Origin of the sequence: Micromonospora sp. B11E3 (genome assembly GCF_039871625.1) — a bacterium.
Lineage (GTDB): Bacteria > Actinomycetota > Actinomycetes > Mycobacteriales > Micromonosporaceae > Micromonospora.
In genome coordinates this window covers 112,348-137,050 of the sequence record NZ_JBDPMC010000002.1, presented here as the reverse complement: position 1 = coordinate 137,050, position 24,703 = coordinate 112,348, and the positions used below count along the sequence as shown (strand labels likewise).

Below are 24,703 nucleotides of genomic sequence, written 5' to 3'. Positions count from 1 at the left end.
GAATCGAAAGATCCGCTCGGTCACGACTTGCCCGCAATCCACAGGCTGGCGAAGACGAGCGCGACGATGCCGATCAGGAAGATGGCCAGGCCCTCGGTGGACGGCCCGTACCGACCGAGGCTGAAGCCACCCTGGTCCTGGTCGTGCTTCAGGGTCTCCTGGATGTAGGCGATGATGTCCGCCTTCTGCGCCGGGGTGATCTGGTTGTCCCCGAAGACCGGCATGTTCTGCGGGCCGCTGAGCATCGCGGCGTAGATCTGGCGGTCGCTGGCGGGACGCAGGCTCGGCGCGTACTTGCCGGAGGACAGGGCGCCGCCGCCACCGCCGAAGGCGTGGCACTGCGAGCAGTTGATCCGGAACAGCTCGCCGCCGGTCGACAGGTTGGCGTCGTGACGCAGGTCGCCCTCGGGGATCTGCGGGCCGCCGCCGAGCGCCTGGATGTACTGCCCGAGCTGGCGGACCTCGTCGTCGGTGAAGACCGGCGGCTTGCGCGCGGCCTGGGCCTCCTGCCGGGCCATCGGCATCCGGCCGGAGCTCACCTGGAACTCGACCGAGGCCGAGCCGACCCCGATCAGGCTCGGGCCACGACCCTCGACACCCTGCGCGTTGCGCCCGTGGCAGCTCACGCAGCTCACGTCGAACAGCGCCTTGCCCTCGGCGGCGGCGCCGGTGAGCGGCGGGTTTTCCTGCGCCTGGACGCCGGGGGCGAAGACGGTGTAGGCGCCGCCGGCCAGCGTGAGCGCGGCAATCAGGCGGAACGCCGCGCCCAGCCGGCGGCGGCCCCTGCTGCGCGCTGCGGGCCGCCCGCCGCGCAACCGCGCGAGCAGACCGCGTCGGCGGTCGTTGTCAGAAGTCATGACCTGTGTCCTTAAGGGTGGGACTTGTCTCAGGGACGAAGCAGCGGCGCGATACGTGACGCCGCCAAGATCACTGGAGCCAGTAGATCATGGCGTAGAGGCCGATCCACACCACGTCGACGAAGTGCCAGTAGTACGACACGACGATCGCCGAGGTGGCCTGGGCGGGGGTGAACCGGCCCATGGTCGTGCGGATCATGAAGATGATGAAGGCGACCAGACCGCCGGTCACGTGCAGGCCGTGGAAGCCGGTGGTCAGGTAGAACATCGACCCGTACCCGTCTCCGTTGATCTTGATGCCCTCGTGCACCAGCTCGCGGTACTCGTTGAGCTGGCCGAGCACGAAGATCAGACCCATCACGAAGGTGATCGTGAACCAGCGCCGCAGGGCGTGGACGTCACCCTTCTCCGCCGCGAACACGCCGAGCTGGCAGGTCACCGAGGACAGCACCAGGATCACCGTGAAGGTGGTCGCGTACGGGATGTTCAGGTGCTCGGTGTGCTTCGCCCACTGCTCCGGCGCGGCGGCGCGGATGGAGAAGTACATCGCGAACAGCGCCGCGAAGAACATGAGTTCGCTGGAGAGCCACACGATCGTCCCGACGCTGACCATGTTGGGTCGGGTCAGGGAGTGGATCCGGCTCTTGTCAATGGCTGGGGCCGCAGTCACGCGGCCATTATTGCCCCTGACCACGGCCGGCGATCAGCGGGGGGCCAAACCGGTGGGATCGGTGGCCCGATCGTGGCAGGTCCGGTTCGCCTGGCTAGCCTGAAAAGCGTGCTGCACGTCGATTCGATCTTCGCCGCCACCTCGGGGGTCGCCGCGCCGTCCGTGGTCGCGGCCGGTGGCGACCCGCTTCCGCCGCCGTTCACCGTGGCCCGGGTGTTCACCGAGACCCGCCTGGACAGCTGGCTCGCCCTCGGGCTGGTGCTCGCCGCCGGACTCTACCTGTACGGCGTGCACCGGCTGCGCCTGCGCGGGGACCACTGGCCGGTGGCCCGCACCGTGTTCTACCTCGGCCCGGGCCTCGGCGGCATCGCCGCGGTCACGGTGAGCGGGCTGCACGCGTACGACACCGTGCTGTTGTCGGTGCACATGGTGCAGCACATGGTGCTGTCGATGGTCGCCCCGATCTTCCTGGCCCTCGGCGCCCCCGTCACCCTCGCCCTGCGCACCCTGCCCGTGCGACCGCGCAAGCGGCTGCTGGCGATCGTGCACAGCCGGATCGCCCGGATCTACACCTTCCCCCTCGTGGCGTTCGCCGTCTTCGTGGTGAACCCGTTCGCGTTGTACTTCAGCGACCTGTACCGGTACACGCTCGAGCACAGCTGGGCGCACGAGGTGATGCACGCGCACTTCATCGCGACCGGCTGCGTGTTCTTCTGGCCGCTGCTCGGGCTGGACCCGCTGCCCGGGCGGTGGCCGTACCCCGCGCGGGCGCTGCTCATGGTGCTGTCGGTGCCGTTCCACACCGTGCTCGGGCTCACGGTCATGCAGAGCACCACGCTCTTCGGCGGCGACTGGTACCCGTCGCTCGGCCTCGGCTGGTCCGACCCGTGGAACGACCAGGTCGTCGCCGGCGGCATCCTGTGGGCCGGCGGCGAGTTCGTCAGTGTGACGATGCTCGCGGTCCTGGTGGTGCAGTGGGTGCGCCAGTCGGAGCGGGAGGCCCGCCGCCTCGATCGCGAACTGGACCGCCAGGAGGCCCGCGCGCGGGCCGCGGAATCCCCGGCCTGACCAGGCCCGGAGGGCACATCCGCCGCCCAGGCCGGGCGGCGGGCGGGGCGGCGGCGACGACCGGTACGATCAGCGGGCGAGCTACGAGGTGGGAGCCAGCCAGTAATGAGCGATCGTCTTTGCACCGTCCTGCTCTACAGCGACGACCCGCAGGTCCGTGACCGGATGCGGCTGGCCGTCGGCACCCGGCCCGCGCCCGGGCTGGAGATCGAGTTCGTCGAGGCGTCCACCTACGCGGAGTGCGTCCGGCTGGTCGACGACTACGAGATCCACCTGCTGCTGCTGGACGGCGAGGCGAGCCCCGGCGGCGGCCTCGGCATCGCCCGGCAGATCAAGGACGACCGAGCCGACGCTCCCCCGACCTGCCTGGTGATCGCCCGCGCCGCCGACCGCTGGCTGGCCGCGTACGCCGAGGTCGACGCCACCCTGGTGCACCCGCTCGACCCGGTGACCACCGGCACCACCGTCGCCGAGCTGCTGCGTACCCACGCCGCGGCCTGAGCCCGAGAACGCGCGTCGCCCGGTTCCCGCCGCCGGCGCCCGACCCGTCACGACCGCCGCCGTCGCCGGTCACGCCCATCCGCACATCCACGCCCGCTCGGGAGGCCCGCCATGGGCGAACGGACCTGGCCGCTTCTGCTCTCCGCGCTGCTGCGCGGTGAGGAGCTCTCCACCGCGGACACCGCCTGGGCGATGGGCGAGATCATGTCCGGCGCGGCGGTCCCGGCGCAGATCGCCGGCTTCGCCGTCGCGCTGCGGGCCAAGGGCGAGACCCCGGCCGAGCTGGCCGGCCTGGTCGAGACGATGCTCGGCAGGGGGGCGAAGGTCGACCTGCCGGATGAGCTGCGCGAGTCCTCGCTCGACGTGGTCGGCACCGGCGGCGACCTCGCCCACACGGTGAACATCTCCACCATGGCCGCGCTGGTGGCGGCCGGGGCGGGCGTCCGGGTGGTCAAACACGGCAACCGCGCGGCCTCGTCGTCCTGCGGCACGGCGGACCTGCTGGAATACCTCGGCCTCCCGCTCGACCTCGCCCCGGAGGCGGTGGCCCGGTGCGTGCTGGAGGCCGGCATCGGCTTCTGCTTCGCGCCCCGGTTCCACCCGGGCATGCGGCACACCGGCCCGACCCGGCGCGAGCTGGGCGTGCCGACCGTCTTCAACTTCCTCGGCCCGCTGACCAACCCGGCCCGGCCCCGCGCGGGCGCGGTGGGCTGCTTCGACCTGCGGATGGCGCCGGTGATGGCCGCCGTCTTCGCCGAGCGGGGCGACTCGGTGCTGGTGCTGCGCGGCGAGGACGGCCTGGACGAGTTCTCCACCGCCGCCCCGACCCGGGTCTGGGCGGCCCAGCGGGGCACTGTCAGGGAGGTGGTGCTGGACGTGACGGACCTCGGGGTGCCCCGGGCCACGCTGGCCGACCTGCGGGGCGGTGACGCGGCGTACAACGCCGGCGTGGCCCGTCGACTGTTGGCCGGCGAGACCGGCCCGGTCCGGGACGCGGTGCTGGTCAACGCGGCCGCCGCGCTGGCCACCCAGGGCCCGCTCGACGGCGATCTCGTTGAGGCCCTGCGCTCGGGGATGGAGCGGGCCGCCGAGTCGATCGACTCCGGCGCCGCCGCCGCCACGCTGGACCGCTGGCTCGGGATCGCCCGCTCGGTCTGAGCACCCCGCCGCCGCCCCGGCGGATGTGTCGGATCCTCGTGGCAAACTACACCGGAGTCATTTTCCGGAGGGGATCCCGTGGCGGACCGCGAGCTCTACTGCGACACCTGCGAGGGCGTGCAGCCGTTCGAGGCGCCGCCGTGCGTCGACGGCCACGGGGTCGACTGCCCCGAGCTGATCTGCACGGGCTGCGGTGCCGCCGTGCTGATCGCCACGTTCACCTTCCCGGCCGCCCGGGTCGCCGCCCGCGCCCGTCGCCGCCCCCACCGGCACGCCGCCTGACCCGCCCATAGTCCTACGGCGGCGCCTCGTCGCGTCCTACAACGCCTGGTTCCACCTGTTCTCGCCTGTTCTCGCCTGTTCCCACCTGTTCTCGCCTGTTCCCGCCTGTTCCCACCTGTTCTCGCCACCGGGATCCGCCGGTGGCCCGGGCACGTCGTCCGGCCGCCTGTGGAGCTGCCCCGTCCACGCGCCCAACCGATCGACGCCGCTCTCGCCTGCCCGATCCCGGCTCGGCGATCAAGAGGATTGCGTCATCCGCCCCGGCGGACCGGACGCAAAGCTCTTGATCGTGCGGCCAGCGGCGGCGGCCCGGGTGGAGCGAACGCGACCCCGGGGATGTGCTGCCTCGCCGACCGGACGAGAGCCGGCCGACCGGACGAGAGCCGGCCGACCGGACGAGAGCCGGCCGACCGGGCGAGAGCCGGCCGACCGGGCGAGAGCCGGCCGACCGGACGAGAGCCGGCCGACCGGGCGAGAGCGGACCGGCCGACCCGAGAGCGGACCGGGCGGGTGGGCGCATGGACGGGGCAGCTCCACAGTCGCGCAGCCGGCATTCGGGGACGCCCGGCAGGGTCGGCGACATGCCGGGGCGGCGCGGCGCCGCTGCCCGTGAACACGCGCGAGCCCGCGCCCCTCGACGGGGCGCGGGCTCGTCCGCGAGTCGTCCGCGGTCAGTGCTCGGCGGTACGCCGGGTGCCGCTGTAGTACTCGAACAGCAGGCCGCACGCGGCGAACACGACGGCCACCAGGCCCACGCCGAGCAGCCAGAACTGCCAGAACACGAGACCCATGCCCGCGATGGCGGCGGCGAACGCCAGGCCGAACGGCCAGTAGCTGCCGGGGCTGAAAAAGCCGATCTCGCCCGCACCGTCGGCGATCTCGCCGTCCGCCCGGTCCTCCGGGCGCAGGTCGATCCGGCGGGAGACGAACCAGAAGAAGCCGCCGCACATCGCGCAGAGCAGGAACGACAGCGCCAGCGCGACGGTGCCGACCCACTCGACCCGGCCGGAGTCGCCGTACGTCCACGCGCCGTAGAGGACGGTGACGCCGAGCAGGAACCCGGCGATGACAAGGAAGATGCGCCACTCGGTCTTCATGCCCGCTCCCTCAGCTGCCCGCGGTGGCGGGGTTGAAGTTGGACTTGTCGCGCCGCGTGTCGAACGGCTTCGTCGTCTTGGCGTACGGGTCCTCGCCGATCGCCGACAGCGCCTCCTGCGTCGACTTGCCGTCGCGCTTGGCGGCCAGGAACCGGTCGTACTTCTCCGGCGAGACGACCCGCAGCTCGAAGTTCATGAACGCGTGGTACGTGCCGCACAGCTCGGCGCAGCGGCCGACGTACGCGCCCTCGGCGTCGAGGCTGGAAACCTCGAAGACGTTGCGGACGTTGCCCGGCATGACGTCGCGCTTGAACAGCAGCTCCGGCACCCAGAACGAGTGGATGACGTCGCGGCTGGTCTCCTCGAACCGGATCGACCGGCCGGTCGGCAGCACCAGCACCGGGATGACCTCGCTGGTGCCGAGCACCGACGCGACGGTGTTCGCGTCCGCGCCCTGGCCGTCGCGGTAGTTGAACTGCCAGTTCCACTTGAACGCGACGACCTCGACCGTGACGTCCGGGTTCTTCGACGTCTTGTTCACGTCGGTCTGCACGACCGCGGTGTAGTAGAAGAGCACCGACACGACCAGGATCGGGGCGATCGTGTAGAGGAACTCCATCGGCAGGTTGTACCGCGTCTGCACCGGCAGCTCGTTGCCCCGCTTCCGGTAGCGCACCACGCACCAGAAGATCAGGCCCCAGACGAACACACCGACCGCGAGGGCGGCGATGCAGGACGCGATCCACAGGTCGTACATCCGCTGGGACTCCGGCGTGATGCCGCCCTGCGGCCAGCCGAAGCCGCCGAAGCTCTTGCCGACGTCGCAGCCCGTGAGCAGGACCAGCAGCGCCGCGCCACCGAGGCCGAGGCCGGCGAGCCGACCAGCACCACGCCGCCGGCGCGCGCCGGCTCCCGGGGAAGCGCTGTGCCGTACGGCCGAGGGCCGTACCTCCGAACTCCTTGCGACCACCTGGTCCTGCCTCCCTAGCGCGCCGCGGTGGTGGTTTCCCTCATCACCGGCGGCAAAGGCGTCACCGACGGTCGCAGATTACTCGACCATGACCAGGCTGACCGTGTTGGGGTCGGTGTCGGCACCGATCGGGGGGATCTTGGCCGTACCGGCACGATAGCGTCGGAGTCGTGAGCGCATCCCCGGTATACCTGGACGCGGCCGCCGCCGCCCCATTACACCCGGTCGCCCGGCAGGCGCTGCTGGCCGCCCTCGACGACGGCTGGGCCGACCCGAACCGGCTGTACCGCCAGGCCCGCCGCGCCCGCCAGCTCCTCGACGCCGCCCGCGAGGCCGCCGCGCAGACCCTGGGCGTCCGCGCCGACGAGCTGTCCTTCACCCCCAGCGGTACGAGCGCGGCGCACTCGGCCGTGCTCGGCGGCCTGACCGGACGACGGCGGGTGGGCGACGTCCTGGTGCACTCCGCGATCGAACACTCGGCCGTGCTGCACGCCGGCGAGCGGCACGTCGCCGCCGGCGGGACAGCGACCTCCGTCCCGGTGGACCGGCTCGGCCGGCTCGACCTGGACGCCTGGTCGGCGGCCGTGGCCGCGCCCGGGGTGGCCCTCGCGGCGCTGATCGGCGCCAGCCACGAGGTGGGCACGGTGCAGCCGGTGCCGGCGGCGGCCGCCGCGTGCCGCGACGCCGGGGTGCCGTTGTACGTCGACGCGGCGCAGCTGGTGGGCCGCGTGCCGGTGCCGGCGGGCTGGTCGGTGCTGACCGCCAGCGCGCACAAGTGGGGCGGGCCGCCCGGCGTGGGGCTGCTGGTGGTGCGCAAGGGCACCCGCTGGGAGTCGCCGTGGCCGGCCGACGAGCGGGAGTCGGGGCGTACGCCCGGGGTGGTGAACCTGCCGGCGGTGGTGGCCGCGGCGGCGAGCCTGCGCGCGGCGGCGGCCGAGGCGGGGGCGGAGGCGGCGCGGCTGGCGCCGCTGGTGGACCGCATCCGCGCCCGGGTGGCGGCGGAGGTGCCGGACGTGGAGGTCGTCGGTGACCCCGTCGACCGACTCCCCCACCTGGTGACGTTCTCCTGCCTGTACGTCGACGGCGAGGCGCTGCTGCACGCGCTGGACCGGCGGGGCTTCGCCGTCTCGTCCGGTTCCTCGTGCACGTCGTCCACGCTGCGCCCGTCACATGTGCTGGAGGCGATGGGCGTGCTCTCGCACGGCAACGTGCGGATCTCGCTGCACCGGGAGACGACGGAGGCGGAGGTGGAGCGGTTCCTCGCCGAGCTGCCCGGCGTCGTCGCCGACCTGCGCGCCGAGGCCGGGGTGACGGGGCTGTGAGCGCGGGCGACGCCGCGCCCGACGAGGTGCTCGACTTCCGGGGCCAGCGCTGCCCCCTGCCGGTGATCGGGCTGGCCCGCCGCCTGCCGGAGCTGCCCGTCGGCGCGGTGGTGCGGGTCCTCGCGGACGACCCGGCGGCGGCCGTCGACATCCCGGCCTGGTGCCGGATGCGCGCCCAGGACTTCCTGGCCGCCACCGGCACCCCCGAGGGCCCGGCCTACGACGTCCGCCGCACCCATTGACCCGCCGCCCCGCCGAGAGGGCGGGCGGCGGGTCGGCGGTCGCGAGGGCTACGGGAGCAGGTGGGGGCGGACGTCCTCGGCGGCGGCGTCGCCGTACGACTCGGCGAGCCGCTTGACGAACAGGTCGGGGCGCACCTCGTACTCCTGCGTGCCGACGGTCTCCAGCACCAGCGCGGCCAGCAGCGAGCCGACCTGGGCGGCCCGCTCCAGGCCCAGGCCCCAGGAGAGGCCGACGAAGAAGCCGGCCCGGAAGCCGTCCCCGACACCGGTCGGGTCGACCGCCTGGACCTCCCGGACGACCGGCACGTGGATCGTTCCGAAGTCCCGGCCGGCGATCTCCGCGCCGTCCTTGCCCAGCGTGGTCACCCGGATCTTCACCCGGTCCAGCAGCTGCGCGTCGGTGAGGCCGGCCTTGCTCTGCAGCAGGGACTTCTCGTACTCGTTGGTCATCAGGTACTCGGCGTCGTCGATCAACGCCGCCACGTCCTCGCCGGACATGCGGGCGAGCTGCTGGGACGGGTCGGCCACGAACGGGTACCCGCGCTCGCGGCACTCGGCCGTGTGCCGCAGCATCGCCTCGGGGTCGTTGGCGCTGACCAGGACCAGGTCGAGCCCGCCGAGCCGCTGCGCGACCGGGGCCAGCTCGATGTTGCGGGCCTCGCTCATCGCCCCGGCGTAGAAGGAGGCGATCTGGCACATCTCGGTGTCGGTGGTGCAGACGAAGCGGGCGGTGTGGGCCACCTCGCTGACGTGCACCGAGCCGCAGTCGACGCCGTGCCGCTCCAGCCAGGAGCGGTAGTCGGCGAAGTCGGCGCCGACCGCGCCGAGCAGGACCGGACGCAGGCCGAGCTGCCCCATCCCGAAGGCGATGTTGGCCGCCACCCCGCCCCGGCGCAATACCAGGTCGTCCACCAGGAAGGACAGCGAGACCTTGTCGAGCTGGTCGGCGATGAGCTGGTCGGCGAACCGGCCGGGGAAGCTCATCAGATGGTCGGTCGCGATCGAACCGGTCACGGCGATCTTCATGTCTACCCTCGCGGTCGGGAGCACGGCGCCGGTCAGCCTACCGGGCCGGAACGAAAGCCGGAGGGGTGTCGTTCGATCGGCCGTCACGGTCCGCTCAACCCGGCGCCCGCCTCCGTACGTCGGGCGGGCCGACCGGGAAGGCGTCCGCGCTGCTCGACGCGGCGCGGGACGGCGGGCCGAGAAGATCTCGGACGGTAGGGCCGTATGAAAAAAGGGACAGCGGGGCCACCCCTGGAGACAGGGGCGGCCCCGCCGCGCGGCCCGCCGGCCGCTGCCGGCTCAGCTGAACGAGTCGCCGCAGGCGCAGGAGTTGCCCGCGTTCGGGTTGTCGATCGTGAAGCCCTGGGCGTCGATCCGGTCGGCGAAGTCGATGGTGGCGCCGGTCAGGTAAGGGGCGCTCATCCGGTCGACGACGACCTCGACGCCGTCGAAGTCGGTGACGATGTCGCCGTCGAGCGACCGCTCGTCGAAGAACAGCTGGTACCGCAGGCCGGAGCAGCCGCCCGGCTGCACCGCCACCCGGAGCCGCAGGTCGTCGCGGCCCTCCTGCTCGATCAGGGCCTTGACCTTTTGCGCCGCGACGTCGGTGAGGACGACGGAATTGGGGGCCTTGGCCTCGGTCGACTCGGTCTGCGCTGGCGTGGTCACGTGGAAGTCTCCCTGCGCGTGTGGGTCTGGACTCACTGGCCAACGCGGTACGTCGCCCGGTGATTCCCGATGTGGTCGCGACCTCGATTGTATGCCGCCCCGGGCCGGCTCACCGGATCGGCGTGACCTGCGCCCCTCGGCCGGTGCCTCCACCGCCGCGCCGCAGCGGCTGCGCCCGGTCCGTCAGCGGCTCCACTGGCGGGCCAGGCGGGCGCCGAGCTGCCGCAGTCCCTCGGCCGGGCGGCTCAGCGCCGCGTCCAGCCCGCCGCGTTCCTCGCCGCCGAAGTGCTCCACCAGGCTGTACGCGTCGGTGACGCCGGCCGCCGCGGCCTCCCGGCGCCCGGTGCTCACCTGCCCCGCCAGCACGACGCACGGCACTCCCCGGTCCCGGGCGGCCCCGGCCACCCCGGCGACGACCTTGCCGCGCAGCGACTGGTGGTCGAAGGAACCCTCGCCGGTGATCACCAGGTCGGCGGCGTCGAGCGCGGCGGGCAGCCCGATGGCCCGGGTGACCAGGCCGATCCCGGAGTCGCACCGGCCGCCGAGGGCCAGGATCGCGGCGCCGAGGCCGCCGGCCGCTCCCCCGCCGGGCAGCGCGCCGAGGCCGGCCGGGCAGCCGGGCAGGTCCCGCTCCAGGACGGCGGCGAAGCGCTCCAACGCGGCGTCGAGCAGCAGGACGTCGGACCGGGTCGCCCCCTTCTGCGGGCCGTACACGTTGCTGGCGCCGTGCAGCCCGAGCAGCGGGTTGTCCACGTCGGTGGCGGCGACCAGGGTGGCGCCGCGCAGCCGGGGCGCCCCGTCCAGCCCGGCGACGGCGGCCAGCGCCGCCCCGCCGTACGGCAGGGCCAGGCCGGCCCCGTCGAGCGGGGTGACCCCGAGCGCGGTGAGCATCCCGGCGCCGGCGTCGTTGGTGCCCGACCCGCCCAGCCCGATCACCACCGTGCGGGCGCCGTGCTCCACGGCGGCGGTGATCAGGGCGCCGAGGCCGTACGAGGTGGTGGCCTTCGGGTCGCGCTCGGCCCGCTCGAGCAGGTGCAGCCCGCAGGCCTGGGCGCTCTCCACGTACGCCGTGCCGTCGTCGGCGAGCAGGATCTCACCCTCAGCCGGCCGGCCGAGGGGGTCGACGGTCGGCACCGGCACCCGGCGACCGCCCAGCGCGTCGGCGAGGACGGTGACGAAGCCGGGGCCGCCGTCGGCGAGCGGCCGGATGAGCAGTTCGTCCGCCTCGGCCACCTCCCGCCAGCCCTCGGCCACCGCGGCGGCCACCTCCGGGGCGGGCAGGGTGCCGGCGAACTTGTCCGGGCAGAGCAGCACGCGCATGCCGAGCAGTGTGTCAGGCCACACCGGCGTCCGGGGAGTGTGGCAGGCCACACCGGCCGGGGCCGTGCGGCGGCGGCGCTGTGGGACCATTTGGACGTGACTTCGACCTGGGTGGAACCCTCCAACACCGCGACGGCCCTGCTCCTGCTCGGCCGCGGCAGCGACCCCGCCACCGAGCGTGGCGTGGAGTGTCCGGGCGACCTGCCGGCGCCCAGCGACCCCGACCTGGTGGCCCGGGCCGCGGCGGCGAAGGCCGCCCTCGGCGACCGGGTCTTCGTGCTCGGCCACCACTACCAGCGCGACGAGGTGATCCAGTTCGCCGACGTGACCGGCGACTCGTTCAAGCTGGCCCGGGAGGCGGCGGCCCGGCCGGACGCGGAGTACATCGTCTTCTGCGGCGTGCACTTCATGGCCGAGAGCGCCGACATCCTCACCTCCGACAGCCAGAAGGTCGTCCTGCCCGACCTGGCCGCCGGCTGCTCGATGGCGGACATGGCCGTGCTGTCGCAGGTCGAGACGGCCTGGGACGTGCTGACCGAGCTGGGCGTCGCGCAGGACGTCGTCCCGGTGACGTACATGAACTCCTCGGCGGACATCAAGGGCTTCGTCGGCCGGCACGGCGGGGTGGTCTGCACCTCGTCGAACGCGCGGCGGGCACTGGACTGGGCGTACCGGCAGGGGTCGAAGGTGCTCTTCCTGCCCGACCAGCACCTCGGGCGGAACACCGCCGTGCTGGAGCTGGGCCTCTCCCTCGACGACTGCGTGCTCTACGACCCGCACAAGCCGAACGGCGGGCTCACCCCGCAGCAGCTGCGGGACGCGAAGATGATCCTGTGGCGCGGGCACTGCTCGGTGCACGGCCGGTTCACCCTCGACAGCGTCAACGACGTACGGGAGCGGGTGCCGGGGGTCAACGTGCTGGTCCACCCCGAGTGCCGGCACGAGGTGGTCACCGCCGCCGACTTCGTGGGCTCGACCGAGTACATCATCAAGGCCATCGAGGCCGCGCCGGCCGGCTCGGCCTGGGCGGTCGGGACGGAGCTGAACCTGGTCCGGCGGCTGGCGCTGGCCCACCCGGACAAGCAGATCATGTTCCTGGACCGGGCCGTCTGCTACTGCTCGACCATGAACCGGATCGACCTGCCGCACCTGGTCTGGGCCCTGGAGGAGCTGGTGGCCGGACGGGTGGTCAACCAGATCACGGTGGACGCGGACACCGCCCGGCACGCCCGGGCGGCCCTGGACCAGATGCTCGCGCTCCCGGGCGCGGACACCCCGCCGCCGGTCGCCTGATCGCCCCTGCGCGACAAGGCTGGGACGAATACGCACCCCGCACCCCGATTTCCGCCCTGGGGGGCGATGTGCCCGAGTCCATTCGTGCCACGGAGGGCTATGCTGCCGGGGCGACGGCACACGCGGCTCCGTTCACCGTCGGCGTTTACCGTCGGCCGCGTCGCGGGTACCAGCAGCGAACGCCCGCATCACCATCAACACGGCAGCACCGACGCGCTGGAGGTTGCGTTGACCGACGACGTCCTGGTCGTACACGGAGGCACCCCGCTGGAAGGGCGGATCCGCGTGCGCGGCGCGAAGAACCTGGTGTCCAAGGCGATGGTCGCCGCCCTGCTGGGCGACAGCCCCAGCCGGCTGTTCGACGTGCCGCGGATCCGCGACGTCGAGGTCGTCCGGGGGCTACTCGGCCTGCACGGGGTCAAGGTGACCGACGGCGACGAGGACGGGGAGCTGGTCTTCGACCCGGCCAACGTCGAGAGCGCCAGCACCGACCAGATCAACGTGCACGCCGGCTCCAGCCGCATCCCGATCCTGTTCTGCGGGCCGCTGCTGCACCGGCTGGGCCACGCCTTCATCCCGGACCTGGGCGGCTGCCACATCGGGCCGCGGCCGATCGACTTCCACCTCCAGGCGCTGCGGGAGTTCGGTGCGACGGTCGAGAAGCGGCCGGAGGGGTTGCACCTGTCCGCCCCGAACGGGCTGCACGGGACGAAGTTCGCCCTGCCGTACCCGAGCGTCGGCGCCACCGAGCAGGTGCTGCTCACCGCCGTGATGGCCGAGGGCGTGACCGAGCTGCGCAACGCCGCCGTGGAGCCGGAGATCATCGACCTGATCTGCGTGCTGCAGAAGATGGGCGCGATCATCAAGGTGCACACCGACCGGGTGATCGAGATCCAGGGCGTGCCGAAGCTGCACGGCTACACCCACCGGCCGATCCCGGACCGGATCGAGGCGGCGAGCTGGGCGGCGGCGGCGCTGGCCACCCGCGGCCACGTCGAGGTGCTCGGCGCCCAGCAGGCCGACATGATGACCTTCCTGAACATCTTCCGCTCGGTCGGCGGCGAGTACGAGGTCACCGACGTCCGGCCGCCGCGGCTCGGCCGGCCGGGCCAGGAGGGCGGCATCCGGTTCTGGCACCCGGGCGGCGAGCTGAAGTCCGTCGCCCTGGAGACCGACGTGCACCCGGGCTTCATGACCGACTGGCAGCAGCCGCTGGTCGTGGCGCTGACCCAGGCCCGGGGCCTGTCGATCGTCCACGAGACGGTGTACGAGCAGCGCCTCGGCTACACCTCGGCGCTCAACTCGATGGGCGCCAACATCCAGGTCTACCGGGACTGCCTCGGCGGCACCCCGTGCCGCTTCGGCCGGCGCAACTTCAAGCACTCCGCGGTGATCGCCGGCCCGAGCAAGCTGCACGCGGCCGACCTGGTCATCCCGGACCTGCGGGCCGGGTTCAGCCACCTGATCGCCGCGCTCGCCGCCGACGGCACCTCCCGGGTGTACGGCGTCGACCTGATCAACCGGGGCTACGAGGACTTCGAGGCCAAGCTGGCCGACCTCGGTGCCCACGCCGAGCGGCCGTAATCTCGCTCACTCCCCGGCGCCCGGTGCACCGCGATGTGCGCCGGGCGCCGTGGTTTGGCTACCCTTGCCGCGTGCCGCTGTTTCGCCGCAAGTCCGCCACCCTCGTCGACGAGCCCGTCACCACCGTGACGCCCGACGAGGAGTCCGTCGCCGCCCGTTCCCGGGGCTACACCCCGAGCAAGAAGGAGCTGGGCCAGGCGACGCCCAAACGTCCGGTCGCCGGTCGCCGGCCGGCCGGCGCGACCAAGCCGCTGAGCAAGGAGGAGGCGCGGGAGCGTCGCCGGCAACTGCGGGCGGAGGCGGCGGCCGAGTTCCGGCGCGAGGGCGGCCCGCGCGACCGCGGCCCGGAGCGGCTGCTGGCCCGCAACGTGGTCGACTCCCGCCGTACGGTGGGCACCTGGTTCTTCGGCGGCGCGCTGATCGTGCTGCTCGGCTCCAACCAGGCCATGCCGCCGGTCGTCCGGCTGGTCTCGAACATCCTCTGGGGCGCGCTCGCCCTCGGCGTGGTGATCGACTCGTTCCTGATCAGCCGCCGGATCAAGAAGCTGGTCCGGGAGCGGTTCCCGAAGACCGACCAGCGGCTCGGCTCGCTCTACCTGTACGCGATCATGCGGTCGATCACGTTCCGCCGGATGCGCGCCCCGGCCCCCCAGGTGGAGATCGGCCAGGCCATCTGAGCCGGCTCGGCCGCTGTCGAGCTGCCCGCACAGACGGGGCAGTAGCGCCCCGAAGCCCCTTCCCGCGAGCGCGGGAAGGGGCTTCGTCGTTTTCCGGGGCGGCCGGGTCAGGGCAAGTCGTTTTCCGGGGCGGCCGGGTCAGGGCAAGTCGTTTTCCGGGGCGGCCGGGTCAGGGCACGCTCTTTCCGGGGCGGCCGGGTCAGGGCACGCCGAGCAGGCGGAGCAGCGCGGCCGTCCCGGCCGCCGCGACCACCACCAGGACGAACGGCGCCCGGCGCCAGGCGAGCAGCACGCCCACCAGCACCCCCGCGGGCCGGGCGTAACCGGCGAAGCCGGCGGCCTCGGTCAGCGCGGCGGTCGCGGCGAGCGCGGCCAGCAGGGTCGCGGCACCGACGGGCAGCAGCCGCCGGGACCACCCGGGCAGCTCCAGCCGGTCCCGCAGCAGCACCCCCGCGACGCGGAAGCCGTACGTGCCGGCGGCCAGGGCGAGAATCACGGCGATCAGCACGACGCCTCCCCCGCCCGGACGACCCGTCCCGCCCCGGCCTCCCCGACGAAACCGCCGGCCCCGTCCGCCGAGCCGGGACCGTAGGCACCGCCCGCCGGATCGGGGCCGCCCGGCTCGCCGGCGCGGGTCGGCCTGTGGCGTACCGCCGGCACGACCAGCGCGCCGAGCGCGAGCAGGACCGGCAGTCCGGCCGGCAGCACCGGGGTGGCCAGGACCGCCAGAGCCGCGCCGCCCAGCGCCACCAGGCGGGTCTCCCGGTCGCGCAGCGCCGGCAGCAGCAGGGCGACCAGCCCGGCGGGGAAGGCCGCGTCCAGTCCCAGGGCCGCGGGGTCCCCAGCCGCGCCGCCGAGGAAGACGCCGAGCACGGTTCCGGCGTTCCAGGCCAGGAACAGCAGCGTCCCGGCGAGCCAGAACGCGCGCCGGCGGGGCTCGCCGGCCGGCCGGGCCAGCGCGAAGGCGGTCGCCTCGTCGGTCATCAGGTGGCTGCCGAGCAGCCGCTGCCAGCGCCGCCGACCGAGGGTGTCGCCGAGCGTCAGTCCGAACGGCAGGTGCCGGGCGTTGAGCAGCAGGCCGGCCGTGACGGCGGCGAGCGGGCTGCCGGCGGCGACGAGGCCCACCGCCATGAACTGCGCGCCCCCGGCGTAGAGGACGACGGACATGGCGACGGGGGCCCAGGCCGGCAGGCCCGCCGCCACCGCCACCGCGCCGAACGAGGCGCCGACCGCGACCATCGCCGCCCCGACGGCGGCGACGTCGCGGAGCACGCCGCCGTCCACCGTTCGATCAAACGTACGCATGGTCCGTTATGATGAACGCAGGCCAGAGTGTTCGTCAAACCGAACAACCCGACCGATGGAGCGAACATTGACCGTGGACCCCGATCCGCCGCTGCCCACCATCGCGGCCGCCCTGCGCCGCGAGCGCGACCGGGCCGGCATCTCGCTGACCGAGCTGGCCCGCCGGGCCGGCATCGCCAAGTCCACCCTCTCCCAGCTCGAATCCGGCACGGGAAACCCCAGCGTGGAGACGCTGTGGGCGCTGGGGGTGGCCCTCGGGGTGCCGTTCAGCCGCCTGGTCGAGCCGCCCGCTGCGGCCGTACGGGTCATCCGCGCGGGCGAGGGCCCGCGCATCCGGTCCGAGCACGCCGACTTCACCGGCACCCTGCTCGCCGCCGGCTCGGCGCACGCCCGGCGCGACCTGTACGTCCTCGAGCTGGAGCCGGGCGCCGTGCGCGTCGCCGACCCGCACACCCCGCGCAGCGTGGAGCACGTCGTGGTGGCCGCCGGACGGCTGCGCGTCGGCCCGGAGTCGGAGCCGGTCGAGCTGGGGCCTGGCGACTACGCCACGTTCCCGGGCGACGCGCCACACCGATACGAGGCCCTCGCCCCGGGCACCTTCGCGGTCCTGGTGATGGAGCACCCGTAAGCGAGACCCAACCCGCAAGATCGCCACAGCGCCGTCGCCACCGTGGCCGGCCCCGGGCCGTCCTTCCGCCCCCGCCCGGACAAGAGCCGCACAACTTCAGGGAAACTGTGGCCACGGCGTGCGACGAGGGGACAGTTTCCCCGAAAGTGCGACCTCGGCTGGCGGGAGCCCCTTCTCACCGACCGTAGAGGCGGGCGACGACCTCCTCGATGTCCGGCTCGACGATCGAGATGTCGCGCAGGGTGGCCAGCCCGGCCAGACCCGCCACCACCTCGGCGGCGGTCGCCGACTCCAGCGCGTAGACGAGCCGGTGCCCCTCGGCCTCGACCCGGCGCAGCGGCGCGCCGGGCAGCACCGGCGGCTCCGGCAGGGCGGTGTCCAGGTCGGCGACGACGAGTCGGCGGGAGCCGTACCGGTCGTGCAGCGCGGCGATCGAGCCGTCGTGCACGACCCGGCCGTGGTCGATCACCACCAGCCGCCGGCAGAGCCGCTCGATGTCGGCCAGGTCGTGGGTGGTGAGCACGAGGGTGGTGTCGCCGGCCCGGCCCAGCTCGGCGAGGAAGCCGCGCACCGCCTGCTTGCTCACCACGTCCAACCCGATCGTCGGCTCGTCGAGGAACAGCACCTCCGGGCCGTGCAGCAGGGCCGCGGTCAGCTCGCCGCGCATCCGCTGCCCGAGGGAGAGCTGGCGGACCGGGGTGTCCAGGAACCCGTCCAGGTCGAGCAGGTCCCGGCAGCGGCGCAGCCGGGCGGCGTGCTCGGCGGCCGGCACCCGGTAGACGTGCCGGAGCAGGTCGAACGAGTCCCGCAGCGGCAGGTCCCACCAGAGCTGGGAACGCTGGCCGAAGACCACGCCGATGCGCAGCGCCAGCCGGGTGCGCTGCGGCACCGGGCGCAGGCCGCAGACGCGCACCTCCCCGGCCGACGGCGCGAGCACCCCGGTGAGCATCTTCAGGGTGGTGGACTTGCCGGCGCCGTTCGGGCCGATGTAGCCGAGCATCTCGCCCCGGGCGACCCGCAGGTCGATCCCGTCGACCGCGCTCACGACCCGCTTCTCGCGGCGCAGCCGCCCGGCCCGGACCCGGACCGTGAACTCCTTGCGCAGGCCGCGCACGTCGATGACGTCCGCCGTCGACGAGCCCGATGCCTCGCGTACCGTGCTGACCTCAGCGCTCACGATCCCGTACTCCGGTAGTGTCGGACACCGACCCGCCAGGCCACCGCCGCGCCCGCCGCGGCGACCAGCGCGACCGCCGGCGAGGCCCAGCCGGCCCACGCCGGCAGGCCCAGCGGGTCGGCCCGGCCGAGCAGTGCCAGCGCCGGCTGGTAGCTGACGAAGGCGAACCCCGTCCCGTACGCGAACAGCGCCCGGAACCAGCCGCCGTAGACCGTGACGGGGTACGATGTGAAGTCGCGCCCGCCGTAGGTGAGCGAGTTGGCCAGCTCCCCCGACTCGGTCCAGTAGAACGAGACGGTGGCGGTGGCCACGAAGATCGAGCCGAAGAAGACCACCCCGGCCACCGGGGCGAGCAGCAGCAGCGCCACCCGGCCCGGGGTCCAGTCGACGCCCGCCGAGGCGACCGCCACCGCCAGCACGGACAGGCCCAGGGCCGCCCGGGACACCTTGCGCAGGGGAAGGTCCATCAGCAGCAGCTGCGGCAGCGCCCCGAGCGGGCGGACCAGCACGGCGTCCAGCAGGCCGGTGCGCACGTACCGGGGCAGCCGCTCGATGTTGCCGACCAGCAGGTCGGCGGTGGCGAACGCGAAGGCGGAGAGCCCGACCATCACCATGGCCTCGCGGAGCGTGAACCCGCCCAGCTCCCGGGTCACCCCGAACAGCACCAGGACGGTCACCACGTCGAAGAGGGTCGCCCCCACGTTGCCGACGAGATCCACCACGAACGACGTCCGGTACGCGGTCTGCGAGCGGGCCTGCGCCCCGAGCAGCGCCCGGTACGCGGCCAGCCGCCCGGGCGGGTGCGCCCGTCGGGTCACGATCCCCGCCTCAGCCACCCTGCACCACCAGCCGGCGCTCGGCGCGGCGCTGCACCAGCCGGCACAGGCCCAGCACCGCCGCCGCCCAGCAGACCTGCACCCCGACCAGCCCGAGCTGGACCGGGGTGGGATCGCGTTCGACCAGCACGTCGAGCGGCGTCTGGAACAGGCTCGGGAAGGGGGTGCCCAGCTGCACGGCCAGGTACAGCCAGTCGGGCAGGAAGCGCAGCGGAAAGTAGAGCCCGGCGAGCACCCCGGAGGCGAGGGCCCACAGGATCAACGGGCCGCGGGCGTCGTCCAGCCAGTACGCGGTGGCGTTGACCAGGAACCGGCAGCCGAAGCAGAGCACCACCGCGACCAGCACGGAGAGCACGAACAGCGGCACGGTCGACCAGCGGGCCGGCAGGTGCACGGGAAAGAAGATCGGGCCGACCAGCAGCGGGGGCACCAGCCTGGACACGCAGGCCCAGCCGGCCCGGCCGAGGTCCGTGGCGAGGTAGCTGGTCACCGGGTGCACCGGCCGGAGCAGGTCACTGGCCACCTCGCCGGTGCGGATCCGGTCGGCCAGGTCCGTCCAGCCCCAGAGCAGGATGACCGCCAGCAGGCCCTGCCCGGCCCAGACGAAGGAGGCGAGTTGCTCCCGGTCGTACCCGCCCGCGACGCCGGCCGCGCCCGCCACGGCCAGCAGGACGTAGCAGCGCAGGAAGCCGAACACGGTGTTGGTCGCCGCGCCGGCCAGTGCCGCATGCCGGTACGTGGCGTATCGCCGGAATCCTGAGCCCGTTATAGCTAGGAATGTCCGAAACCATGGGATAACGTTTGAGCCGGTGGACCGTGCCACAGTGGCGGTGACAGAGCCCACGCCGTTACCCTCCTTCCGCAGCCACGCCAATGCCGGACCGAGCGACCTTACCGGCACGTGAGACGCCGAGCGCGACAATTACCAACGAGGTGACATCGCCGTGAGCGAGCGACGCGAGCCGGGCAACGGGGCGCGCCACGCGGGCGGCGACGGGACCTCGCCATGAGTGGCGACTACTTCGACCGCTGGCGCGACCCGGCCGAGCCGTCCTGGGTCTTCGAGACCACCTCCGAGTGGCACCCCCAGTTCCCCGGACAGCGATACCCCGGCGACATCGGCCTGCGGCAGCCGCCCCCGGCGCAGACCCGGGGACGCGCCGCCGCCGTCGGCCGTGCCGAGGTGCACCCCGGCAGGCCCGCCTCCGACCACCGTCCGGTGAGCCCGGCCCCCGGCGGTCGCGACGCGGCGTACCCCGACCGGTGGGACGACCGCCGGGGCGACCGCGACGACCTCGCCCGGCGCGGGTGGGACGACGACCGCGCCGGGCCGCGCCGGCCGGACAACCGTCCGGGCCGGGCCGGAAACGGCTGGGCCGGCGCGCCCACGGACCGCGGCGGCCAGTTCGAGGACCGCCCTCACCGGCACGACGAGCGGGGCTTCGGTCACCAGGGCCGGCCCGGCCGCCGCGACGAGCGTTTTCCCGGCTCTGACGACCGGTCCCCCGGCTACGGATACGAGGACCGGGCGGCCGGCCCCGACGACCAGCGCGGCCCCGATGACCGGCGAAGCCATGACGACCGGCGCGCCGGCGACGGCCGGTGGCGGGGCGACGAGCACCGGTCCGGGCGGCCCGGCCCGGGCGGTCGATTCCCGGCCGACGACGACCGTCGGCGCGTTCCGCCGGAGAGCGCCTGGCACCGCGACCGACGCCCGGAGGCGCCGGTCGGCCCGTACCCGCCGCGCCGCCCGCAGCGGGACGCGCCCGACGGGTACGACCGGCGCGAGCCGGAGTGGACACCGGACCGGAACGCCGCCGCCTGGCACGGCGACCCGTACGACCAGCGCCGCCCCGGCGAGGGACGCCACCCGCGCCCCGCCGAGGCGCCCAACCCGGTCTCCCCCGCGCCACCGCGCGGAGAGCCGGTCTCCCCCGCGCCACCACGCGGAGAGCCGGTCTCCCCGGCACCACCGCGCGGAGAGCCGGTCTCCCCCGCGCCACCACGCGGCGAGGCGGTCTCCCCCGCGCCACCACGCGGCGAGGCGGGATGGCTGCCCGAGCCGGACGAGGGCCCGTACGGGACGTACGACCGGACGGGCGGCGAGCGGCCCGGCCCGGACAGCTGGGGGCAGGACCGCCGCCGCCCCGCCCCGGACCGGGGCGACCGGCCTCCGCTGGACCGCGAAGGGCGGCCCACGCCGGGCCGCGATGTCCGGCCTCCGCTGGACCGCGAAGGGCGGCCCACGCCGGGCCGCGATGTCCGGCCTCCGCTGGACCACGAAGGTCGGTCCACGCCGGGCCGGGAGAGCCGGGCCGGATTCGACCGGGACGGCCGGCCGGTGCCACCCGGCGCCGGTTCGGGTCAGCCGGTGGAGCGGCCGGTTCGCCACCACGACCAGGCGGGCGTCGGCCAGCCCGGGGTCGACGCGCCACAACGGCCCGCCGAGCGGGACGGACAGCCGTACCGGGGAGCCCCGCGGGACGGCGCCGCACACCCGGAGACGTACCGCGACCCGGCGGCCCGGCACGCACCCGCGCACCGCGACGGCCTGCCCTGGCCGGAGCCCGGTCCCGTCCAGCCGCAGGGCCGGGGATCCGCCCGTCCCGTCACCGACCCGTACGACCACCGCCCGCCCGTCGACAGAGCCGCGCCGGTCCACGACGACCAGCGCACGGCCGCGTATCCCCCGGTGGAGCCGCGCCGCCGACCGGACGAGTCGCGGCGCTCGCCGGTCGACCCGGCCGCCGACGCACCCCGCCAGGCACGGCCGGTGGCCCCGGCGCCCGACGCGCACGCTACGGATGGACCGGTCTCCGGGGCGCCTGCCCCCGCGGCTCCCGTCTCGGGAGCGCCCGTGTCGGCAGTGCCTGCCTCCGCCCCGCCCGGGTCCCAGCCGCCGGTCCCCGCAGCGCCGGTGTCCGCGCCGCCGACCCCTGCGCCGCCACTCTCCGCGCCACCGGCCCCTGCGCCACCGGTCTCCGCGCCACCGGCCCCTGCGCCACCGGTCTCCGCGCCACCGGCCCCTGCGCCACCGGTCTCCGCGCCACCGGCCCCTGCGCCACCGGTCTCCGCGCCGCCGGCGGAGCCGGTCTCCGCGCCGCCGGCGGAGCCGGTCTCCGCGCCGCCGGCGGAGCCGGTCTCCGCGCCGCCGGCGGAGCCGGTCTCCGCGCCGCCGGCGGAGCCGGTCTCCGCGCCGCCGGCGGCCCGACTGCGGCTGGAGTTCCTGCCGGCTCCCGCCTCGGCCGAGAGCCGACCCGCGCCCGAGCGGCGCGACGAACCGCCGGTCGCGGACGCGGGATCGGTCCGTCCGGACGCGACGCTCCCCGGGCTCGCGCCGGCGTCGCCCAGCCGCCCGAACCCCGACGACCGCGCCGCGCCGATGGCGGACCTCCCGCCGTCGCCGGACGGCACGTCGGTCGCCGGTCCGCCCAGCGACGTACCGGCCGTACCGCCGCTGCCCGCCCCGGAACCGGCGCCCGAGGGCGGACCGGCATCCACAATCGAGCCGGAGCCTGCGACCAGGCCCGCACCTGCAACCGAGCCGGCGCTCACGACAGGGCCGGCGCTCACGACAGGGCCGGCGCTCACGACAGGACCGGCGCTCACGACAGGACCGGCGGCCGGCGGGGGCGCCGAGGCCGGCAGCCGGGGGGACTCCCCGACCGGCGGCGCGCCGGGCATCGACCCGAACTCGGCAGCCCCTGGCAGCCCCACCACTGCCCCCATCGTCGAGGTGCCGTCCCCGAGACAGGCCGGGGACCCGGTCGAGCCACAGCGAGAGGCCACCACGACGGCGGGCGAGGGCAGCGCCGACGAGGGGCTCACCAACCGCCCCGCGCCGGACGACACCGAGGCCGCCCAGACGACCGCGACGTCCGGAGAGGAGCCCGAACGGCCCGGCCCGCGGGACGACGACAGCCTTCCGGGCGTCGCGCCCCCGGCCGTACGGGAGGGAAGCCACTCGCCGCAGGAGCCTGCTGCCGTCGCCGCCCCGCCCACATCCCCCTCGGCCGAAGCGGGCTCACCGCACGCGCCGGCCCCTCGGATCCCGGCCCAGCCCGACGTGACCGCGCCGCCGGCCGACGTGTTCCCGACCCCAGCCCGGCCCGACGAGCAGCCGGCCCGGGCCGACCAGCCGGCTGCACCGGCCGCGGACAGTTCGGCCTCCTGGTTCCGGCCGAGCCGTTCCGTACCGCCGGTTGCCGAGCCGGCCGCCGCCGGACGGCCTCCACATGACGGGGACGGCCACCCGGTCCCCGCAGCCGGGCCCGGCGCGGGAACGACGGCCGCAGCCACCCCCGCCACTACGCCGGCGACCGACGGTGCGCCGGCCCACCCGATGAGCGCGCCCCCGGCACGCCCGATCTCGGCGCCACCCGCGCACCCGGTCTCGGCGCCACCCGCGCACCCGGTCTCGGCGCCACCCGCACACCCCGTCTCGGCGCCACCCGCGCACCCGGTCTCGGCGCCACCCGCACACCCCGCCTCCGCACCCCCGGCACACCCCGTCTCGGCGCCACCCGCGCACCCGGTCTCGGCGCCACCCGCCAACCAGGTCTCCGCGCCGCCCGGTCGGCCGGTGTCGCCCGCCGGGCCGGCGGCACGGCCGGGGCAGGACCGGCCGATGGACCCGGAGCAGGCGCTCGCCGCGTTGCAGTGGCGGCTGCACCCGGAGACCCTGCGCGAGGAGACCGACGACCCGGAGAAGCTGCGTACGGTCCGGGACGGGCTGACGGCGAAGCTCGACGTGGCGTTGGACAACCGGTCGCGGGCCCGGTTGCTGAGCCTCCGGGCGGTCGCGTCCCGCATCCTCGGCGACCTGGACGAGGCGCTCGACGACGCCCGGCTCGCCCTGACGTACGCCGAGGCCACCGGCGAGTTGCGGCGGACCGCGCTGGCCCGGGCGCGGCTGGCCCAGGTGCTGCGCTGGCGGGGCGAGTTCGCCGAGGCCGACCGGCTGTTCGCCGAGGCGAACTCCACCGAGCTGCCCGACCGGCTGCGGGCGGCCCTGCACGAGCACGCGGGCCGGTGCTGCTACGACCAGGGCCGGCTGATCGAGGCGTGCCACCACTTCGAGCGGGCGTTGGACCTGCGCCGGGCCGACGATCCGGAGCTGACCGCGCGGACCCGCGTCGCACTGGACGCGGTCGCCGAGCGGGCCGGCCGGGACGGCTTCGGCCCGTACCCGCGCAGCCGGGACGAGATCGTGCGCGCGGGCCGGCCTCCGGTGCCCACGTTCGACCAGGACCAGCAGCGGTGGGGGTACGCCGACGCCGACGGCAACCTGGTGCTCGGCACCGAGTACGCCGAGGTGCAGCCGTTCCGGGAGGGCGTGGCCTGGGTACGCCGGCCGGAGGCAGCCCGCTGGGCGCTGGTCGACGAGTCCGGTCGCACGCTCATCGAGGCCAACAACGGCTACCGGGCGGTCGGCTCGTTCTCCGACGGCCTGGCCTGGGTCTCGATGGACGGCGCCGGCAACTGGATGGCGATCGACCCGTCCAACATCGTGGTGATCCCGCCCGGCTTCGACGACGTGCGCCCCTTCCGGGGCGGGCTCGCGGCGGTACGCGCGGGCGACCGCTGGGGCGCGGTGGACCGGACGGGCTCCCTGGTGCTTCCCACCCGGTACCACGGCATCACCACGGCCCTGGCCGACGGCCGCTACATCGACGGCTTCACGGAGGAGGGGCTGGCCGTGGTCGAGCTGAACGGCCGGCGCGGGGTGGTGGACCGCACGGGGCGGGTGATCGTGGCGCCCGCGCACCCGGCGCTGGTCGTCCACCCGGTCGCGTTCCTGGTCGGTGACGGGGCGGGCCGCTGGGGGGCGCTGGACCGGCGGGGTGAGCCGCTGATCGACCGCGTGCACCCGAGCCGGGACCGGGTGGTCGAGGAGATCGACAAGCTACTCGCCGACGCCACCCCGTTGCTGTGAGCCGCGCGTCGGGGTCGGCCGCCCGTCGCGGTGAGCCGCGCGGTCTCCGGTCAGCCGCCGGCGCGGTGAGCAGGCCCGCCGGGCGGCTCGTCGCTGTGTGACCATGA

Annotated in this window: 23 protein-coding genes; 11 read left to right on the top strand and 12 right to left on the bottom strand. The window is 74.7% G+C overall.

The window, feature by feature from the left end; translation table 11 throughout:
* Nucleotides 1–20 precede the first annotated feature (20 nt).
* Nucleotides 21–857: a cytochrome c gene (locus ABGB16_RS01870; protein ID WP_347666178.1), complete on the bottom strand. Its 837-nt coding sequence runs from the start codon at nt 855–857 to the stop codon at nt 21–23.
* Between the two features lie 70 nt (nt 858–927).
* Complete coding sequence (locus tag ABGB16_RS01865; RefSeq protein WP_347666177.1) at nt 928–1,527, bottom strand: heme-copper oxidase subunit III; 600 nt, start codon at nt 1,525–1,527, stop codon at nt 928–930.
* A 108-nt stretch (nt 1,528–1,635) separates the two neighbouring features.
* On the opposite strand from ABGB16_RS01865, the gene ABGB16_RS01860 reads away from it, so the two are divergent.
* From ABGB16_RS01860 to ABGB16_RS01845, 4 genes are all read left to right on the top strand, one after another.
* Nucleotides 1,636–2,595, top strand: coding sequence for a cytochrome c oxidase assembly protein (locus ABGB16_RS01860; protein WP_347666176.1), 960 nt, complete (start codon nt 1,636–1,638; stop codon nt 2,593–2,595).
* Between the two features lie 105 nt (nt 2,596–2,700).
* Complete coding sequence (locus ABGB16_RS01855; protein ID WP_347666175.1) at nt 2,701–3,096, top strand: hypothetical protein; 396 nt, start codon at nt 2,701–2,703, stop codon at nt 3,094–3,096.
* A gap of 111 nt (nt 3,097–3,207) precedes the next feature.
* Complete coding sequence (gene trpD / locus ABGB16_RS01850; RefSeq protein ID WP_347666174.1) at nt 3,208–4,254, top strand: anthranilate phosphoribosyltransferase; 1,047 nt, start codon at nt 3,208–3,210, stop codon at nt 4,252–4,254.
* A gap of 78 nt (nt 4,255–4,332) precedes the next feature.
* A complete protein-coding gene (locus ABGB16_RS01845) occupies nt 4,333–4,536 on the top strand; it encodes a hypothetical protein (protein WP_347666173.1) in 204 nt (67 codons plus the stop codon).
* Nucleotides 4,537–5,207: 671 nt separating this feature from the next.
* Here ABGB16_RS01845 and ABGB16_RS01840 read toward each other — a convergent pair.
* Both ABGB16_RS01840 and coxB read right to left on the bottom strand, forming a co-directional pair.
* Nucleotides 5,208–5,633: a cytochrome c oxidase subunit 4 gene (locus ABGB16_RS01840; protein ID WP_347666172.1), complete on the bottom strand. Its 426-nt coding sequence runs from the start codon at nt 5,631–5,633 to the stop codon at nt 5,208–5,210.
* Nucleotides 5,634–5,643: 10 nt separating this feature from the next.
* A complete protein-coding gene (gene coxB, locus ABGB16_RS01835) occupies nt 5,644–6,603 on the bottom strand; it encodes a cytochrome c oxidase subunit II (protein WP_347666171.1) in 960 nt (319 codons plus the stop codon).
* 170 nt (nt 6,604–6,773) lie between these two features.
* Between coxB and ABGB16_RS01830 the strand changes: the two genes are divergently transcribed.
* Together ABGB16_RS01830 and ABGB16_RS01825 are read left to right on the top strand one after the other, a co-directional pair.
* On the top strand, nt 6,774–7,925 hold the full coding sequence (locus ABGB16_RS01830) for an aminotransferase class V-fold PLP-dependent enzyme (RefSeq protein WP_347666170.1): 1,152 nt from the start codon (nt 6,774–6,776) through the stop codon (nt 7,923–7,925).
* Nucleotides 7,922–8,167, top strand: a complete 246-nt coding sequence (locus tag ABGB16_RS01825; protein ID WP_347666169.1) for a sulfurtransferase TusA family protein — start codon at nt 7,922–7,924, stop codon at nt 8,165–8,167. The genes ABGB16_RS01830 and ABGB16_RS01825 overlap by 4 nt, the downstream gene beginning before the upstream one ends.
* Before the next feature lie 48 nt (nt 8,168–8,215).
* On the opposite strand, the gene ABGB16_RS01820 is transcribed toward ABGB16_RS01825, so the two are convergent.
* The 3 genes from ABGB16_RS01820 to ABGB16_RS01810 all read right to left on the bottom strand — a co-directional run bounded on the left by ABGB16_RS01820 (nt 8,216) and on the right by ABGB16_RS01810 (nt 11,161).
* A complete protein-coding gene (locus tag ABGB16_RS01820; protein ID WP_347666168.1) occupies nt 8,216–9,193 on the bottom strand; it encodes a carbohydrate kinase family protein in 978 nt (325 codons plus the stop codon).
* A 279-nt stretch (nt 9,194–9,472) separates the two neighbouring features.
* Nucleotides 9,473–9,841, bottom strand: a complete 369-nt coding sequence (erpA, locus tag ABGB16_RS01815; protein WP_347666167.1) for an iron-sulfur cluster insertion protein ErpA — start codon at nt 9,839–9,841, stop codon at nt 9,473–9,475.
* A 183-nt stretch (nt 9,842–10,024) separates the two neighbouring features.
* Nucleotides 10,025–11,161 carry a glycerate kinase gene (locus tag ABGB16_RS01810; RefSeq protein WP_347666166.1) on the bottom strand — a complete coding sequence of 379 codons (1,137 nt, stop codon included), beginning with the start codon at nt 11,159–11,161 and terminating at the stop codon, nt 10,025–10,027.
* A gap of 96 nt (nt 11,162–11,257) precedes the next feature.
* Here ABGB16_RS01810 and nadA point away from each other — a divergent pair, with 96 nt between their 5' ends.
* The 3 genes from nadA to ABGB16_RS01795 all read left to right on the top strand — a co-directional run bounded on the left by nadA (nt 11,258) and on the right by ABGB16_RS01795 (nt 14,715).
* Nucleotides 11,258–12,454, top strand: a complete 1,197-nt coding sequence (gene nadA / locus ABGB16_RS01805) for a quinolinate synthase NadA (protein WP_347666165.1) — start codon at nt 11,258–11,260, stop codon at nt 12,452–12,454.
* A gap of 228 nt (nt 12,455–12,682) precedes the next feature.
* On the top strand, nt 12,683–14,038 hold the full coding sequence (murA, locus tag ABGB16_RS01800; RefSeq protein ID WP_347666164.1) for a UDP-N-acetylglucosamine 1-carboxyvinyltransferase: 1,356 nt from the start codon (nt 12,683–12,685) through the stop codon (nt 14,036–14,038).
* A gap of 71 nt (nt 14,039–14,109) precedes the next feature.
* Nucleotides 14,110–14,715 (top strand): DUF3043 domain-containing protein, encoded by a 606-nt coding sequence (locus tag ABGB16_RS01795; RefSeq protein WP_347666163.1) that lies wholly within the window; start codon nt 14,110–14,112, stop codon nt 14,713–14,715.
* 199 nt (nt 14,716–14,914) lie between these two features.
* On the opposite strand, the gene ABGB16_RS01790 is transcribed toward ABGB16_RS01795, so the two are convergent.
* Both ABGB16_RS01790 and ABGB16_RS01785 read right to left on the bottom strand, forming a co-directional pair.
* The gene (locus tag ABGB16_RS01790) at nt 14,915–15,223 is read right to left on the bottom strand and encodes an AzlD domain-containing protein (protein WP_347666162.1); all 309 of its coding nucleotides are present in this window, start codon (nt 15,221–15,223) and stop codon (nt 14,915–14,917) included.
* On the bottom strand, nt 15,217–16,020 hold the full coding sequence (locus ABGB16_RS01785) for an AzlC family ABC transporter permease (protein WP_347666161.1): 804 nt from the start codon (nt 16,018–16,020) through the stop codon (nt 15,217–15,219). Before ABGB16_RS01785 ends, ABGB16_RS01790 begins: the two co-directional genes overlap by 7 nt.
* Nucleotides 16,021–16,087: 67 nt before the next feature.
* On the opposite strand from ABGB16_RS01785, the gene ABGB16_RS01780 reads away from it, so the two are divergent.
* Nucleotides 16,088–16,648, top strand: coding sequence for an XRE family transcriptional regulator (locus tag ABGB16_RS01780; protein WP_347666160.1), 561 nt, complete (start codon nt 16,088–16,090; stop codon nt 16,646–16,648).
* Nucleotides 16,649–16,823: 175 nt separating this feature from the next.
* Here ABGB16_RS01780 and ABGB16_RS01775 read toward each other — a convergent pair whose 3' ends face one another.
* From ABGB16_RS01775 to ABGB16_RS01765, 3 genes are read right to left on the bottom strand one after another with little or no spacing between them, the layout of a single operon-like run.
* Nucleotides 16,824–17,825 (bottom strand): ATP-binding cassette domain-containing protein, encoded by a 1,002-nt coding sequence (locus ABGB16_RS01775; protein WP_347666159.1) that lies wholly within the window; start codon nt 17,823–17,825, stop codon nt 16,824–16,826.
* Nucleotides 17,822–18,643, bottom strand: a complete 822-nt coding sequence (locus tag ABGB16_RS01770; protein WP_347666158.1) for an ABC-2 family transporter protein — start codon at nt 18,641–18,643, stop codon at nt 17,822–17,824. Before ABGB16_RS01770 ends, ABGB16_RS01775 begins: the two co-directional genes overlap by 4 nt.
* A gap of 10 nt (nt 18,644–18,653) precedes the next feature.
* Nucleotides 18,654–19,358: an ABC-2 family transporter protein gene (locus tag ABGB16_RS01765; protein WP_347666157.1), complete on the bottom strand. Its 705-nt coding sequence runs from the start codon at nt 19,356–19,358 to the stop codon at nt 18,654–18,656.
* 309 nt (nt 19,359–19,667) lie between these two features.
* Here ABGB16_RS01765 and ABGB16_RS01760 point away from each other — a divergent pair, with 309 nt between their 5' ends.
* Nucleotides 19,668–24,596 carry a WG repeat-containing protein gene (locus ABGB16_RS01760; RefSeq protein ID WP_347666156.1) on the top strand — a complete coding sequence of 1,643 codons (4,929 nt, stop codon included), beginning with the start codon at nt 19,668–19,670 and terminating at the stop codon, nt 24,594–24,596.
* Nucleotides 24,597–24,703 lie beyond the last annotated feature (107 nt).